Raw genomic sequence first — 13,684 nt, 5'->3', positions numbered from 1 at the left:
AAACTGACATATATCATAAAATGGATACGGAAATTATTATAAACACATGATATTAAATAAATTTATTTCCTTCATTATCCTCATATGCCTGCTGGGCCTGTTCCAGCGTTGCCTGTTGCTCCTGGCGCTGGCTGGCAACCGTCAGGAAATAGAGTGCCAGGGCCGGCGGCTTGATTGCCGTCATCATGCCGCGAAGCTGGAAGTCCTCTCCACGTTCGGCCTTGCGTGCCAATTCGTGAATGGCGTCTTCGACTTCGGTTTTGCGCGGAGCGCGCTGCGACGGCTTCACGGCTTCCAGCGCGTAGGCTGCCGTATTCGCAGAAACAGAAAGAACCTGTGTCATCCAACCCCCGGCCATCTTGGCGACCCTGAAAACCGAATATTAGCACTCGCATCTTGTTGGAAGGCTAAATCGCGACACTGCAATTTAATCGTATTTTAATCGATGAAAGCAGCTGACGAGGGGGTTTCGCCAGCGGTTGCCTTGGTCTAGAAATGCGTCGGACTGCCCGGTCCGGCAACTCCCGGAGACATCATCCCATGATCAATATCGCTCTTGTCGCAGCAGGCGGCGCAATCGGTTCCGTCTTCCGTTATCTCGTCGGTGTCTGGAGCGTCCGGCTGGCGGGAGCGAACTTCCCGTGGGGAACGTTGGCTGTCAACGTGGCGGGTTCTTTCATGATCGGCTTTCTGGTGGAGCTCGTGGCGCGACGGCTGAACGCGTCAATGGAAATGCGCCTGTTTCTCGTCACCGGCGTGCTCGGCGGCTTTACGACGTTCTCGTCGTTTTCGCTCGATGCGGTCTCGCTGTTCGAACGCGGCACACTCGGGCTTTCCGCCGTTTACGTGCTTGCAAGCCTTGTGGTTTCCATCGCTGCGGTTTTCGCCGGGCTGGCCTTGGGCCGCAGTTTGTTCTAAAGGCTTGGTCCAAACGGCGCGCTGGCGAACAGAGCGCGCGATCAGGACAGAAAGACTGGAAATTTCATGGCAGGTATCGAGCACATCAAGGTCGGGGCCGACGAGGCCGGTATGCGCCTCGATCGCTGGTTCAAGATTCATTATCCGGGACTTGGTTTCGGGCAGTTGCAGAAGCTTCTGCGCTCCGGCCAGGTGCGTGTGGACGGCGGCCGGGTGAAGACGGATGCACGCGTGCATCCGGGACAGATGGTGCGCGTTCCGCCGGTCGATTCCGATCTCAAGGTCAAAAGCGGCCCGATCGGATCGAAGGATCTCAAACATTCCGAAGATGGCGAGCTTCTCGCGCGCATGCTGCTGCATGAAGACGACAAGGTCTTCGTTTTCAACAAGCCGGCCGGCATCGCCGTGCAGGGCGGCTCCGGCGTCACCCGCCATATTGACGGGCTGCTGGAAGCCTGGACCAACCAGAAGGGCGAAAAGCCGCGTCTGGTACACCGCCTGGACCGCGATACGTCGGGCGTGCTGGTGGTTGCCCGCACACGCGGTGCTGCGCAGAAGCTGACGGCCGCCTTCCGCGAACGCGATACCAAGAAGACCTATTGGGCGCTGGTCAAGGGCGTGCCGCGCAAACATCAGGACAAGATATCCACCTGGCTCGTCAAGGAACAGACGATGGATGGCGACCGTATGCGTATCGCCAAACATGGCGAGGAGGGGGCCGATCACGCCGTCTCCTATTACCGCGTCATCGATACCGCCGCGCAGAACCTCGCCTGGCTGGAAATGGAACCCTATACCGGCCGCACCCATCAGCTTCGCGTGCACGCGCTGCATATGGGCCACCCGATCATCGGCGATCCCAAATATTACATCGACGATCCGAACTGGGATTTTCCCGGCGGCATCCAGAAGCGCCTGCATCTGCATGCGCGCCATATCGATATTCCGCATCCGAATGGCGGCCGGCTTCGGGTCAGCGCACCCCTGCCGCCGCATATGGTGCAAACCTGGAACCTGCTCGGTCTCGACGTGGCCGATGGCGATAGGGAAGACTGACAGCCCATGAAACTGGTTCTTTTCGATTGCGACGGAACGCTGGTGGATAGCGCCGGCCTGATCCATGCCGTCATGGCAGACACTTTCGCTGATTTCGGCAAGCCGCGCCCCGATATCTCCGAAACCAAGGCGATCATCGGACTGACGCTCGATATTGCCATCGCCCGCATGCTCGGCAAGACACATGTGGATGACGAGGCGCAGGCGATGACAGAACGCTACAGGGAAATCTATCATCCCCTGCGGGAGCGCTCGGAAATGACCGTGCCGCTTTTCGACGGTATCGCCCCGCTGATCGATGCGCTTTCGAAACGTGACGATGTGCTGATCGGGGCGGTGACCGGCAAGGGCCGGCGCGGTCTTACCCATATACTGCAGACCCACGGCCTTGCCGATCACTTCATCGTTTCGCGTACGGCGGATGATTGCCCCTCCAAACCGCATCCGGCCATGGTGATGGAATGCTGCCATGAAACCGGCATGGTTCCGGCCGATACTGTCGTAATAGGCGATGCGATTTACGACATGCAGATGGCCAAGGCTGCGGGCGCAAAAGCAATCGGCGTCGCCTGGGGCTATGCCTCGGTCGACGATCTCTGGAAGGCGGGCGCCGATGCGGTCGTCAACCACCCGCGCGAAATTCAGGCCTATGTTCCGGCCGATATTCTTGAATAACCTTTCTATCCGACTGACGAGGACGTGCCATGCGTGATCTCCTGAACGACCTTTCGGAGGGCCTGAGCCATCCCGACCCGATCCTGCGCGCGCAGATCCAGATGCAGAAGCCTCTGCCGAAGCGGTTCTACAAGGATGTCACCGTCGGCGAGGCGGAGGAGGGCGGTTTTACCATCCTTCTCGATGGCAAGCCGCTGCGCACTCCAGCCAAGAAGCCACTGACCGTCCCGACGCGTGCGCTGGCGGAGCTGCTTCGCGATGAATGGGACGCCCAGAAAGACGTGGTCAATCCGGTGGTCATGCCCGTCTCTCGGCATGTGAACACGGCCATTGATGGCGTCGCCAACGACACGCAGGCGGTTTTTGAGGACGTACTTCGTTTTTCTTCTTCCGATCTCCTCTGCTATAGGGCCGGCGACCCGGAAGCGCTGGTTGCGCGGCAGACGGACCACTGGGATCCCGTGCTGGACTGGGCGGCCAATGTGCTCGGCGCGCGTTTCCTTCTCGTAGAAGGCGTGATGCATCAGGACCAGCCGCGCGAAGCCATCGCCGCTTTTGCGGTAACTCTGAAGAAATACGACACACCGATTGCGCTTGCCGCTCTACACACCATGACGTCTCTGACCGGCTCAGCCATTTTGGCGCTGGCGCTGGCGGAAGGGCAGCTGAAGCTGGAAGAAACATGGGCGCTCGCCCATCTGGACGAGGACTGGACCGCCGAGCAATGGGGCGAGGACGAGGAGGCGCTGGAGCGCCGCGCCGTCAGGCTTGTCGACATGCGCGCGGCCCTCAATGTTCTGGAGTCGCTGAAGAGCGCCTCTTAACGCTTTTCTAACCCTGATCGTCGAACATGTGGCTACCTCACGTTAGGGGAGCCGCTGATCATGATTACCACGCTAAAACGCCTTGGCATTCTTGTGCTGGCGTGTTTCGTGCTCATGTCTTTCAGGCTGGAACCGGAAGCGACTAATACCGACCGGCTGCTTTATGACGTGCGCGGCGCGTTCGTCGCGGCACGCCCGGATGTCGCCCCGGCGCTGATGCAGTCCATCCATGCGCAGGTGCAAAATGCGATCAAAACCACGGCGCGTGGAGAAACAAGGCCGCGCGTGGTGCTGACCATCCGACTTGCATCCGTTACACGCGGTCCCTTCCTGTTCGGGGAAAGGGCGTCAGCCAAGGTTATCGTCCGCGCCGCCGCCGTTGCGACGGGAGAGGTAATTGCAGAAGCCAAATTCACCGCCACCGTCGTCAGCTTCGACGATCAGTCAATAGAGCAGGAACTTGCCTATGGCGTCGCCGAACGCGTGATCCGCGAATTCAGGCTGAACCGGCGCGCTCCGACGACGCTTGCGACGGCTCTGTTTCCATAAGCAGGACACAAAAGGCGAGGGCGTGACGGCTATTCGTCCGCATCTCAGCTTCAGAAATATCTCAAGCTTCAATCGGGCGCATCTTCTGTGCCTCTAAGTTCACATACGCCGCGTATACATAATTGACATGCGACGCGTATGTAATTATCTGGCATACGTAACGTATGTAAATGGACGTCCGAAGCCTTCTTTGAATAAGAGCAACGCTTCTCGCGTCCATGACCACTCCAGCCAAAAGAGAGATTCACAATGACCGCACGCGAAGCAATTTTCCCCGCTAACAGGAATGCGCTTTACGAGGAGCATGGCTATTCCGCAGCTATCCGATCCGGTGACCTTCTTTTCGTTTCCGGCCAGGTCGGCAGCCGTGCCGATGGAACGCCTGAACCTGATTTTGGGCGACAGGTCCGGCTGGCCTTCGAAAATCTCAAGGCAACGCTTGAGGCGGCGGGCTGCACCTTCGACGACATTGTGGATGTGACGACGTTCCACACGGATCCGGAAAACCAGTTCGGAACGATCATGACCGTCAAGCAGGAGATTTTCAGCCAAAAGCCTTACCCGAACTGGACCGCCGTCGGCGTCAACTGGCTTGCCGGCTTCGATTTCGAGATCAAGGTCATTGCCCGTATCCCGTAATGCCAGGTTAGATATGAAGCGGCGGCGCTTAAAGGGCGCCGCCAACCTTCTTTCTATCCTTACCCCAGCCGCTCCGCATGCCACTTCAAATGGTCATCCATGAAAGTGGAGATGAAATAATAGGAGTGGTCGTAACGATCGTGCATGCGCAGCGTCAGGCCGATATCCGTGCCCTTGATCGCCTCTTCGAACAGCCAGGGGCGCAGGCCTTTTTCCAGGAAACTATCGGCTTTACCCTGATCGATCAGAAATTCAGGAAACCGTGCGCCATCCTCGACCAGCGAGCAGGCGTCATAGCGACGCCATGCGGTCCTGTCAGCACCGAGATATTTTTCCAGCGCCGGTTCCGACCAGTCTGCGGAAGAGGGTGCAACGATGGGTGCAAAAGCCGAGCAGCTCTTGAAACGCTCGGGGTTTTTCAGCGCAATGGTCATCGCGCCATGACCGCCCATCGAATGGCCGAAAATGGCCTGGCGGCTCATATCCGCGCGGAAATGCTGGCCGATTAGGGCAGGCAGCTCTTCCGTCACATAGCTGTACATCTGGTAGTGCTCCGACCACGGCTCCTCCGTGGCGTCGAGATAAAAACCGGCGCCCTTGCCCATCTGCCAGTTGGTCAGCTCATCCGGCACGTCATTGCCGCGCGGGCTGGTATCCGGGCAGACGATGATAAGTCCGAGTTCAGACGCCATGCGGCGATATTCGCCCTTCTCCATGACATTGGCGTGGGTGCAGGTGAGGCCCGAGAGATACCAGACAACCGGGCAGGGCTCATGGATCGCCTTCGGCGGCACATAAACCGCAAAGGTCATCTCAGATTTCAGGGTTTCCGATGTATGCGAAAATACGCCCTGCATGCCGCCAAAGGCCGTATTTTGCGAAATAATGTTCATGAAGACAGTCCTCTTGAAAAGAAAATCGGTTCAGCCCGCAAGCGAGACGGCGGCATTCACCGCCGCCGCTACCAGAACCGTATTGAAAAAGAAAGAAACGATGGAGTGCAGCAACGTGACCTTACGCATGGCGGTCGTGGTTACGCCCACATCCGACGTCTGCGCCGTCATGCCGATCACCACGGCGAAATAGAGAAAGTCGTAGCCGCAGGGTTCCTTCGTCCCCGGAAAATCCATGCCGCCGCGATGCTGGGGCTTGCCGTCGGCCATCGCCGGCCGCCAGTAAAGATGAGCGTAGTGCAGGGCGGTCATGGTGTGTATGGTCAGCCAGCCGAAGATCACCGAGGCGAAGGCGATGAGCAGCGCCCAGACCGTTTCGCCGGTATGATTGAGGGCCTGAAACAGCGATACCACCGCGACGGCAACGGCAAGCAGCGTGACGGCGATGATGGCGACCGCAGGCAGATCATCGCTATCGGCATGGGCCTTCAGATGTTGCGCCGTCAACCCCGACAGGCGAAATGCAATCAAGGTGAGATAGGTCAGGAAGAACAGAACGGCCGCGATCTCGATCGCCAGCGGCGGCGCAAAAACCAGCGCCAGGCCAAGGCTCACGGCGCCGACCAAAAAAGCAATGACGAAAGGTTGATGGCGACGATAGCTGTTGCTTTTCATAGCGGCCGGGTTCATGGGTGGCGCCTCTCCGTTGTCGCCGTCATTTTTTGACACGGCGGCAGAAACGGTCAAGCGTCTCCAGAAAAGCCGAGCGGTCGCGCGGTGAAAAAGCCGCGTTATATCCCTTGCTTTCACCGGTTTCGCGCAGATGCGCGCCAAAATCGCGCATCGCCGTCGCCATCCCGATGTTCGACTGGTCAAAAACGCGGCCCGTCGGCCCGGTCACCAGCGCACCCTTGGCGACACAGCGGCCGGCCAGCGGCACATCGGCGGTGATGACGATGTCGTTTTCGGCTGCATGATCGGCGATCCAGTCGTCCGCCGCGTCGAAACCGGCGGATACGATGACGTTTTTTACCATAGGATCGCGCGACGGACGCAGGCCGGAATTGGCAACGAAGGTCACTTCCAGCCCATGCCGCTCCGCCACCTTGAGAATCTCCGGCTTCACGGGGCAGGCATCGGCATCGACATAGATCTGCGGGTTTTGCGGCATGGACACTCTTTTCGGATAATTCCTGCCATGCTTCTAAGCGCAAACGCCGCGATTACCAAGCCCGCCATTGTTGAAATGCGGGTTCGACACAGGGCAGGGGCGCACTTGCGAACATCCCAAAAATCACCTATGTTCACTTTATGTTCTTGTCTCCCAAAGGTTTCCCATGCTGGAAGATTTCATCGTGCAGGCCAAGTCCGCGACGTATGTTGGCGGCGGCAACAGCTCCGCGACGCCCACTCGCAAGGGATCGCACGATCTCGGTTATCGGAACGGCGACTGGCACTATATCGACAGCTATTTCGGGGGAACCGATTTCATAGGTCAGGAGGTCGTTTGGCATCAGGGAACGGCGGTGTGGGCGATGAGTTATTACGGCCGCATCCTCCGGCCCGACATGATCGATGGCGCCACGGCCGGCAGGGTCATCCAGAGGTCGCTTTCCACGCTCTATCGTGAGGGCCGCTTTCTCGGCGGCTTCACCCACCCGGTGGAGGATTTGGTCTATGTCGACACGAATGCCGGAGAGTTCCAGTCCTTCACCGGCTTGGAGCGCATTTACCGGGGACACGTCGAGACATACCGGCTCGATTATCATGGCGGAATGATAAAGCCGTAAAAGAGGCGAAGGATGGGACGATGATGTTTCAACGCTCCATCGCCAGGCTTCAAATCATGTGAGTTCATGCTGAAGCGCGACTTGCGGGCAGGGCGAAGCTATCCGGTATGCCTTAGTTGTGCGAGCAGCTTCTTGCGGAAGACCTCTGCTGGTGTCCGATAGCCGAGGCATTTACGAGGCGTCTCGTTGAGCTGATTGCAGATCGCGATCAGATCCGCGTCGGTTACGGATAAGGGATCGACCTCTCTCGAAAGCCATTTCCGTACCCGCCTGTTGGTATTTTCGACGGTTCCTTTTTGCCACGGCGATTGAGGGTCGCAGAACCAGGTCTGGGTGCCAATGCTCGCCTGTAGGTAAGGCCAGTCGGTGAACTCCGTGCCACGGTCGAACGTGATGGAACGACGGGCGAGGTGGGGCAGGGTCTGAAGTGCTTGCACAAGGCCGTTCATGACCGGTCGAGACTGCCGATCATTGTTGCGCAGAAAGATTGCAAAGCGGCTGACCCGTTCAACGAGTGATGTGACGTTGGCCTTTCCAAACTTCTTTCGGAACTGGATCAGGTCACACTCCCAATGCCCGAACTGCTTGCGATCGGCGACCACATCCGGGCGGCGCAGGATGTTGAGTTCCGGACTAAACCGTTGGCCATGCTTGCGTCTGGCATGTCGCGGTCGCCGCCGAGCTCGATGCTCCGGCAGGTGCCGCCACAGCTTGATCGCTTGGCCGTCAGATGAGTATGCAAACTTGTAGATGGTTTCGTGGCTAACCGATACTGGATGCCGCTCAAGGCGCATCCGGCCAGCGATCTGCTGTGGCGACCAGCCGTGCATGATCCGGTCGATGACAGATTGCCGGACATGCGAGAAGCGCATCAGCTTGCGCAGTTTGGTCCGCCGTTCGCAAGCCATGTCATGCGCCGTGACACAATAATAGCCGTTCAGATTGGAGATCGCGTCATCGATGAACATATTGCGCCGGATCTCGCGGAAAATTGTCGAGCGATGGCGTCCAAGCTTCTCGGCGATGATGTCAACAGTCAGGCCAGCCGTACGCCAGCGGGCGATCTTGCGTCTTTCATCCATGTCGATATGGGAGTAGGTGCGTTTCATTGCAGGTTCCTTGCGAGTGACAACCCATTGGTATCATTCGCAAGTCGCACTTCATCCTTGAACCCACCTCAGCCAAGCTGTTAATCGCATAAGATAGATTATGGAACTTATTTGATGCTGTGGCTCTGGATTTCAGCCGCGTTCAACCACGATTGAAAAGCACGAAACGTTGAACCGAACCCAGCCCGTCAGATTGATTTTAGCGAAACACGTTTCTCAAGTTCATCTGGCAACTCTTTGCGTTCGCTATATCGGTCTGTGAGATAGCTGGAAGCGTCACGCGTCAGCAGCGTGAATTTCACCAGTTCCTCACAGACGTCGACGACCCGATCATAATAAGATGACGGCTTCATCCGGCCTTCCGCGTCGAATTCCTGATAGGCCTTTGCCACCGATGATTGGTTTGGAATGGTAATCATCCGCATCCATCGGCCGAGAATTCGCATCTGGTTCACGGCATTGAAGGACTGGCTGCCGCCAGACACTTCCATGACGGCGAGTGTCTTGCCCTGCGTCGGCCGTACAGAACCGATAGCAAGAGGAATCCAGTCTATCTGTGATTTCATGATGCCGGTCATCGCGCCATGGCGTTCGGGGCTTACCCAGACCTGTCCTTCCGACCATTCTGAAAGTTCACGCAATTCCTGCACCTTGGCGTGGCTGACCGGCGCTTCATCGGGCAAAGGCAAGCCCTTCGGATCGAATATCCGAACCTCGCAACCGAGCCGTTCGAGCAGCCGCCCGGCCTCGAATGCCAGCAGACGGCTATAGGAGACTTCGCGCAGCGAGCCGTAAAGGATCAGGATGCGTGGTTTATGGGTCGAAAACGCCGGACGCAGAGCCACCGGGTCGATGCTGTGCAGGTGATGCCCCTGCAACGCGGGAAAACTATCAGGCAACGCGCTTTCCTTCACTGTCGAGGACCTGCTCGCCATCCTCCTTGAAGAACGGCCCTTTGAATGTGTCCGGCAGAATATCCAGCACGACCTCTGAAGGACGGGCGAGCCTGGTGCCGAGTGGCGTTACGACAAAGGGACGATTGATGAGGATCGGCGTTTCCATCATCGCATTGAGCAACTGATCGTCAGTCAGGTCCGGATTGTCGAGACCGAGCTCGGCATAAGGCGTCCCTTTTTCGCGCATGGCTTCGCGCACCGTCAGCCCCGCATTCGCAATCATGCGTGCAAGCTGCTCGCGTGTCGGCGGTTCCCGCAGATATTCGATCACGGTCGGCTCGATCCCTGCCGCGCGGATCAGCGCCAGCGTGTTGCGCGACGTCCCGCAGGACGGGTTGTGATAGATGGTGGCGTCCATGGTCATTGCCTTTCGGTCGTTATCGTTCGGGAAACGGCGGGTGCAGCCTCATACCAGTCCTTCGAGCGGTTCACGATCCAGACGACAGAAAGCATGACCGGAACTTCTATGAGGACGCCGACAACGGTTGCCAGCGCCGCACCCGACTGAAACCCGAACAGGCTGATGGCGGCCGCGACCGCGAGTTCGAAGAAGTTGCTGGCGCCAATGATTGCGGAAGGCCCAGCGACGCAATGGCGCTCACCCGTCATGCGGTTCAGGACGTAGGCGAGCCCCGAATTCAGATAGACCTGGATGAGGATGGGGATGGCGAGGAGGCCGATGACGGCCGGCTGGGCAATGATCTGCTCGCCCTGAAAAGCGAAGAGAAGAACCAGTGTCGCAAGCAGCGCCACCAGCGAAATCGGCTGCAATTTCGCGAGAACGTAATCCAGCGTCCGTGAGGTTCCGTCAGCCATGAGCCGGCGCCTGACCAGTTGCGCGAGGATGACCGGAACGACAATATAAAGCGCAACGGAAAGAAGAAGCGTAGCCCACGGCACTGTAATGGCGGAAAGACCGAGCAGCAGGCCGACCACCGGAGCAAAAGCCACGACCATAATCGCATCGTTGAGCGCGACCTGCGACAACGTGAACAGCGGCTCACCCCGCGTAAGGTTGCTCCAGACGAAGACCATGGCCGTGCAAGGAGCCGCGGCAAGGATGATCAACCCGGCAATGTAGGAATCGATCTCACCGGCCGGAAGATAAGGGCGGAACAGCCAGCCGATGAAAAACCAGCCGAGCAGCGCCATCGAGAACGGCTTGACGGCCCAGTTGATGAACAAGGTCACGCCAATGCCGCGCCAGAACATGCCGACCTGCGAAAGAGACCGGAAATCGATCTTCAGCAGCATCGGAATGATCATCAGCCAGATCAGGATCGCAACCGGAATGTTCACTTTGGCGATCTCGGCCGCAGCGATGAGCTGAAAGACACCGGGCATCAGATGGCCGAGCGCCACACCGGCGACAATGCACAGAAACACCCAGACGGTCAGATAACGTTCGAACAGGGACATCAGGCCGACTTTCCTTCAGGATTGGTGGTTCCATCCAGTGCACCGATCTGTCGAAGCCGGGTCTCCAGCGCCATACGATCGATGGATTGCAGCGGCAGGCTGACGAAAGCCGCGATCCTGTTCTTGAGGAAACGAGCGGCCTGCGCGAAGGCGCGCTGAACCTCGATCTCAGAGCCGACCGTAGCGGCGGGATCCTCTATCCCCCAATGGGCAGTCATCGGATGGCCGATCCAGACCGGACAGGCTTCGCCGGCGGCGCTGTCGCACACCGTGAAGATGAAATCCATCCGTGGCGCATCAGGTCCGGCAAACACGTCCCAGCTTTTCGAGGTGAACCCGCTGGTCGGATAACCCAGCACGGCCAGTTCCCTCAGGGCGTGAGGATTTACCTCTCCCTTCGGCTGGCTACCGGCCGAATAGGCATTGAACCTCCCCTCACCTTCCTTGGCGAGAATGGATTCGGCAAGAATGGAGCGAGCGGAATTGCCCGTGCACAAAAAGAGCACGTTATAGATCTTATCGGTCATGGTTTCGGTCCGTGGTTAGATCGGTGGCCTGGCAAGCCCCGCGATCGAAGCAGAAGAGATGATGGACACCAGCCAGGCGGCGTTCATGACGGCGTCGCCTGCAAGCTGCAGCAGGGCGTCAGCTCGGCAATCAACGGCGCGCAAAGCTCGGTCGAACCACCGCAGCAATCCTTCAGCAGAAACAGGGTCAGCAGGCGCAACCCGTCAAGATCGGCGCGATAGAGGATAGACCGGCTCTGCCGCTCACTCTTGACCAGACCGGCCCGGGAAAGCGTGGCGAGATGCGCCGACATCGTGTTCTGGGGAACGTCGAGAAGACGCGCAAGCTCACCTGCGGGAACGCCGTCCGGCTCGCGCCTAACAAGCAGCCGGAATGTTTCCAGACGGGTGGCTTGGGCCAAAGCGCCAAGCGCCGTTATTGCGGTTAAATTATCCATATATCCAGAATAATGGATATAACTAGATTGTCAAGGAATCAACCGAGGCAGAAAAGTTAAATAAAAAGAGCATTTTATATCAATAAGTTGTTTTAAGTTCCTGATTTACTTTATAGTTCGCCCGATGCCTCCCGGCGTCTTAAATCCAGTTCTTCGCTATAGCGCCTCAGCGTATGGCTTTCAGTCAGCAATCCCACGGGACGATTTTCGATCTTGTCGTTGACGACGACCAGGGCTTCACTTTCCGCCGCATCGAAGGCCGCAGCCGCTTGCCGGGCATTCATGGTTGGCAGCAACACGTCGTTCTTGTAATGCAGATAGGTTTCGAGGCTGATTTTGCTGGGGTCGCGATCCATCGGGTCGGCGTAGATTTCCGGGACAAGGACGATGCCGGCATAACGCCCGTCATCATGGGTCATGATCACCCGTTGCGTCGAGCCGAGCGGGAATTTCTCCTTGAAGGCCGGAAGCCCCATGCTGACATTGGCCTTGCGGATATCGGCGCGCATCATCTTGCCGACCGTCAGGTCGCGGATCCAGCCGATATCGTGGGCGCTGCGAATGCTCTCGCCCCGCAGGTGAAAACGCCAGGTGGCGAAGGAATAACCGAAGGTGGTGCGCACCACGAGCGAGGTGGTGATGACGGCAGCAAGCACCAGAGCCGTGATCTGGAAGTCGCCTGTCAGTTCCAGCGCCAGAAACGTCATCGTCAGCGGGCCGCCGATGATGGCGGCGGCAAAGGCGCTCATGCCGATCACGGCATAAACGATGGGCGCGGTCGATCCATAACCGATATAGGGTGCGCAAAGCGCGAAAATCTTGCCGAGCAGCGAGCCCATGAACAGCGACGCGAAAAAGAGGCCGCCGCGGAAGTTCGAGCCAATGGAAATGGCGCTGGCCGCTGCCTTCAGTAGAAACAGCCCGGCCACCCCATATATCGTCAGTTCGGCATCGATGTTGAGATGCAGTGCGCCATGGCCGCTCGACAGTACCTGCGGTGAAATCAGCGCAAGAGCACCCACCGCCACGCCGCCTATCGTGGGACGCAGCCAGCCCGGAATGGCGCTTTTACGCGCAGTTTCTTCGATGAAGGACACTGCCTGCATCAGCACGATGCCAATGGCCGCACACACGACGCCGAGAAAGATGGCGGGCACATAATCGGCCGGCGTCACACGGCTGGCATCGACAATATCGATCGAGATGCCATGGCCACCGATAATTCCGATGACCGTCGTCGCCACCAGCGCCGCGACGATGAGCGGCGCAAGCGTCACCACGGTATAGGTGCCGATAATGAGTTCGATGGCGTAGAACGCCCCGGTCAGAGGCGCGTTGAAGGCCGCAGCAATAGCGCCCGCCGCACCACAGCCGACAAGAATACGCATGTCCCCTCGCCGCAGTTTCAGCTTGATGCCGATCTTCGAGGCAACGCCGCTGGCGATCTGCGTGTAGCCGGCCTCAAGCCCGACAGAAGCGCCAAAACCATTGGAGACGATATTCTGCACGCAGACGATGATGCTGTCCGTTAGCGACAGGCGACCGCCATGCAGCGCATTCGCCTCGATGGGGTCGATCATGGGTTTTTTGCGTGTCTTCGAAAGAATGAAGATGATCATGCCGAGCACGATGCCGCCGACGATCGGCCCGGCGAGCACGATACGGCCGGAGAGATCGCTGCTGCTCAGCCGCTCGACGCCGAAAACCATAACATGCAGCGCCGTGCTCAGGGCGCCGATCAACGCCACCAGAAGGCCCGCTGCAATGCCGATCAAGACGGCAAGAAGCACCAGCCCCACTTCACCGCGCCGAAACATCGCCCGCAGGCGGCTGGCGCGCAGATTGTCGAAAAAGCTCGCCATACTGGGTGCACGGAAAGGCTTGGTCGACAT

At 58.4% G+C, this 13,684-nt stretch carries 18 protein-coding genes; 7 read left to right on the top strand and 11 right to left on the bottom strand.

The window, feature by feature from the left end:
- Nucleotides 1–52: 52 nt before the first annotated feature.
- Nucleotides 53–343 carry a hypothetical protein gene (locus tag O9X91_RS13155; RefSeq protein ID WP_142912203.1) on the bottom strand — a complete coding sequence of 97 codons (291 nt, stop codon included), beginning with the start codon at nt 341–343 and terminating at the stop codon, nt 53–55.
- A 197-nt stretch (nt 344–540) separates the two neighbouring features.
- Between O9X91_RS13155 and crcB the strand changes: the two genes are divergently transcribed.
- The 6 genes from crcB (at nt 541) to O9X91_RS13125 (ending at nt 4,661) form a co-directional block, all read left to right on the top strand.
- Nucleotides 541–918, top strand: a complete 378-nt coding sequence (gene crcB / locus O9X91_RS13150; RefSeq protein WP_142912204.1) for a fluoride efflux transporter CrcB — start codon at nt 541–543, stop codon at nt 916–918.
- A 66-nt stretch (nt 919–984) separates the two neighbouring features.
- On the top strand, nt 985–1,974 hold the full coding sequence (locus O9X91_RS13145; RefSeq protein ID WP_142912205.1) for an RluA family pseudouridine synthase: 990 nt from the start codon (nt 985–987) through the stop codon (nt 1,972–1,974).
- A 6-nt stretch (nt 1,975–1,980) separates the two neighbouring features.
- Complete coding sequence (locus O9X91_RS13140) at nt 1,981–2,649, top strand: HAD family hydrolase (protein ID WP_077982321.1); 669 nt, start codon at nt 1,981–1,983, stop codon at nt 2,647–2,649.
- 29 nt (nt 2,650–2,678) lie between these two features.
- Nucleotides 2,679–3,473 (top strand): ATP12 family chaperone protein, encoded by a 795-nt coding sequence (locus O9X91_RS13135; protein ID WP_269833254.1) that lies wholly within the window; start codon nt 2,679–2,681, stop codon nt 3,471–3,473.
- A 60-nt stretch (nt 3,474–3,533) separates the two neighbouring features.
- Nucleotides 3,534–4,022 carry a hypothetical protein gene (locus O9X91_RS13130; protein ID WP_142912206.1) on the top strand — a complete coding sequence of 163 codons (489 nt, stop codon included), beginning with the start codon at nt 3,534–3,536 and terminating at the stop codon, nt 4,020–4,022.
- A 249-nt stretch (nt 4,023–4,271) separates the two neighbouring features.
- Nucleotides 4,272–4,661: a RidA family protein gene (locus O9X91_RS13125; protein ID WP_269825687.1), complete on the top strand. Its 390-nt coding sequence runs from the start codon at nt 4,272–4,274 to the stop codon at nt 4,659–4,661.
- Nucleotides 4,662–4,720: 59 nt separating this feature from the next.
- Here O9X91_RS13125 and fghA read toward each other — a convergent pair whose 3' ends face one another.
- The 3 genes from fghA to O9X91_RS13110 are packed head-to-tail and all read right to left on the bottom strand — an operon-like array spanning nt 4,721 to nt 6,725.
- The gene (gene fghA / locus O9X91_RS13120) at nt 4,721–5,554 is read right to left on the bottom strand and encodes an S-formylglutathione hydrolase (protein ID WP_173989061.1); all 834 of its coding nucleotides are present in this window, start codon (nt 5,552–5,554) and stop codon (nt 4,721–4,723) included.
- A 30-nt stretch (nt 5,555–5,584) separates the two neighbouring features.
- Nucleotides 5,585–6,244 (bottom strand): DUF1345 domain-containing protein, encoded by a 660-nt coding sequence (locus tag O9X91_RS13115; RefSeq protein ID WP_077982317.1) that lies wholly within the window; start codon nt 6,242–6,244, stop codon nt 5,585–5,587.
- A gap of 25 nt (nt 6,245–6,269) precedes the next feature.
- Nucleotides 6,270–6,725 (bottom strand): YaiI/YqxD family protein, encoded by a 456-nt coding sequence (locus tag O9X91_RS13110; protein WP_077982316.1) that lies wholly within the window; start codon nt 6,723–6,725, stop codon nt 6,270–6,272.
- Nucleotides 6,726–6,891: 166 nt separating this feature from the next.
- Here O9X91_RS13110 and O9X91_RS13105 point away from each other — a divergent pair, with 166 nt between their 5' ends.
- The gene (locus O9X91_RS13105) at nt 6,892–7,344 is read left to right on the top strand and encodes a DUF5680 domain-containing protein (RefSeq protein WP_269825686.1); all 453 of its coding nucleotides are present in this window, start codon (nt 6,892–6,894) and stop codon (nt 7,342–7,344) included.
- A 98-nt stretch (nt 7,345–7,442) separates the two neighbouring features.
- Here O9X91_RS13105 and O9X91_RS13100 read toward each other — a convergent pair whose 3' ends face one another.
- From O9X91_RS13100 to O9X91_RS13070, 7 genes are all read right to left on the bottom strand, one after another.
- On the bottom strand, nt 7,443–8,453 hold the full coding sequence (locus tag O9X91_RS13100) for an IS30 family transposase (protein WP_142912210.1): 1,011 nt from the start codon (nt 8,451–8,453) through the stop codon (nt 7,443–7,445).
- Between the two features lie 188 nt (nt 8,454–8,641).
- A complete protein-coding gene (gene arsH / locus O9X91_RS13095) occupies nt 8,642–9,388 on the bottom strand; it encodes an arsenical resistance protein ArsH (protein ID WP_269833255.1) in 747 nt (248 codons plus the stop codon).
- Nucleotides 9,345–9,767, bottom strand: a complete 423-nt coding sequence (gene arsC / locus O9X91_RS13090) for an arsenate reductase (glutaredoxin) (RefSeq protein WP_137410291.1) — start codon at nt 9,765–9,767, stop codon at nt 9,345–9,347. The genes arsH and arsC overlap by 44 nt, the downstream gene beginning before the upstream one ends.
- Nucleotides 9,768–9,769: 2 nt before the next feature.
- Complete coding sequence (gene arsB, locus O9X91_RS13085; protein ID WP_269834312.1) at nt 9,770–10,828, bottom strand: ACR3 family arsenite efflux transporter; 1,059 nt, start codon at nt 10,826–10,828, stop codon at nt 9,770–9,772.
- Entirely contained in the window at nt 10,828–11,355 is a 528-nt protein-coding gene (locus tag O9X91_RS13080; protein WP_077982309.1) for an arsenate reductase ArsC, read from the bottom strand. Before O9X91_RS13080 ends, arsB begins: the two co-directional genes overlap by 1 nt.
- Before the next feature lie 83 nt (nt 11,356–11,438).
- The gene (locus O9X91_RS13075; protein ID WP_142912212.1) at nt 11,439–11,792 is read right to left on the bottom strand and encodes an ArsR/SmtB family transcription factor; all 354 of its coding nucleotides are present in this window, start codon (nt 11,790–11,792) and stop codon (nt 11,439–11,441) included.
- A 110-nt stretch (nt 11,793–11,902) separates the two neighbouring features.
- The gene (locus O9X91_RS13070) at nt 11,903–13,684 is read right to left on the bottom strand and encodes a chloride channel protein (RefSeq protein ID WP_416172074.1); all 1,782 of its coding nucleotides are present in this window, start codon (nt 13,682–13,684) and stop codon (nt 11,903–11,905) included.

It is taken from the genome of Agrobacterium salinitolerans, assembly GCF_027498475.1.
GTDB lineage: Bacteria > Pseudomonadota > Alphaproteobacteria > Rhizobiales > Rhizobiaceae > Agrobacterium > Agrobacterium salinitolerans.
This window is presented reverse-complemented; position numbering and strand designations above follow the sequence as displayed.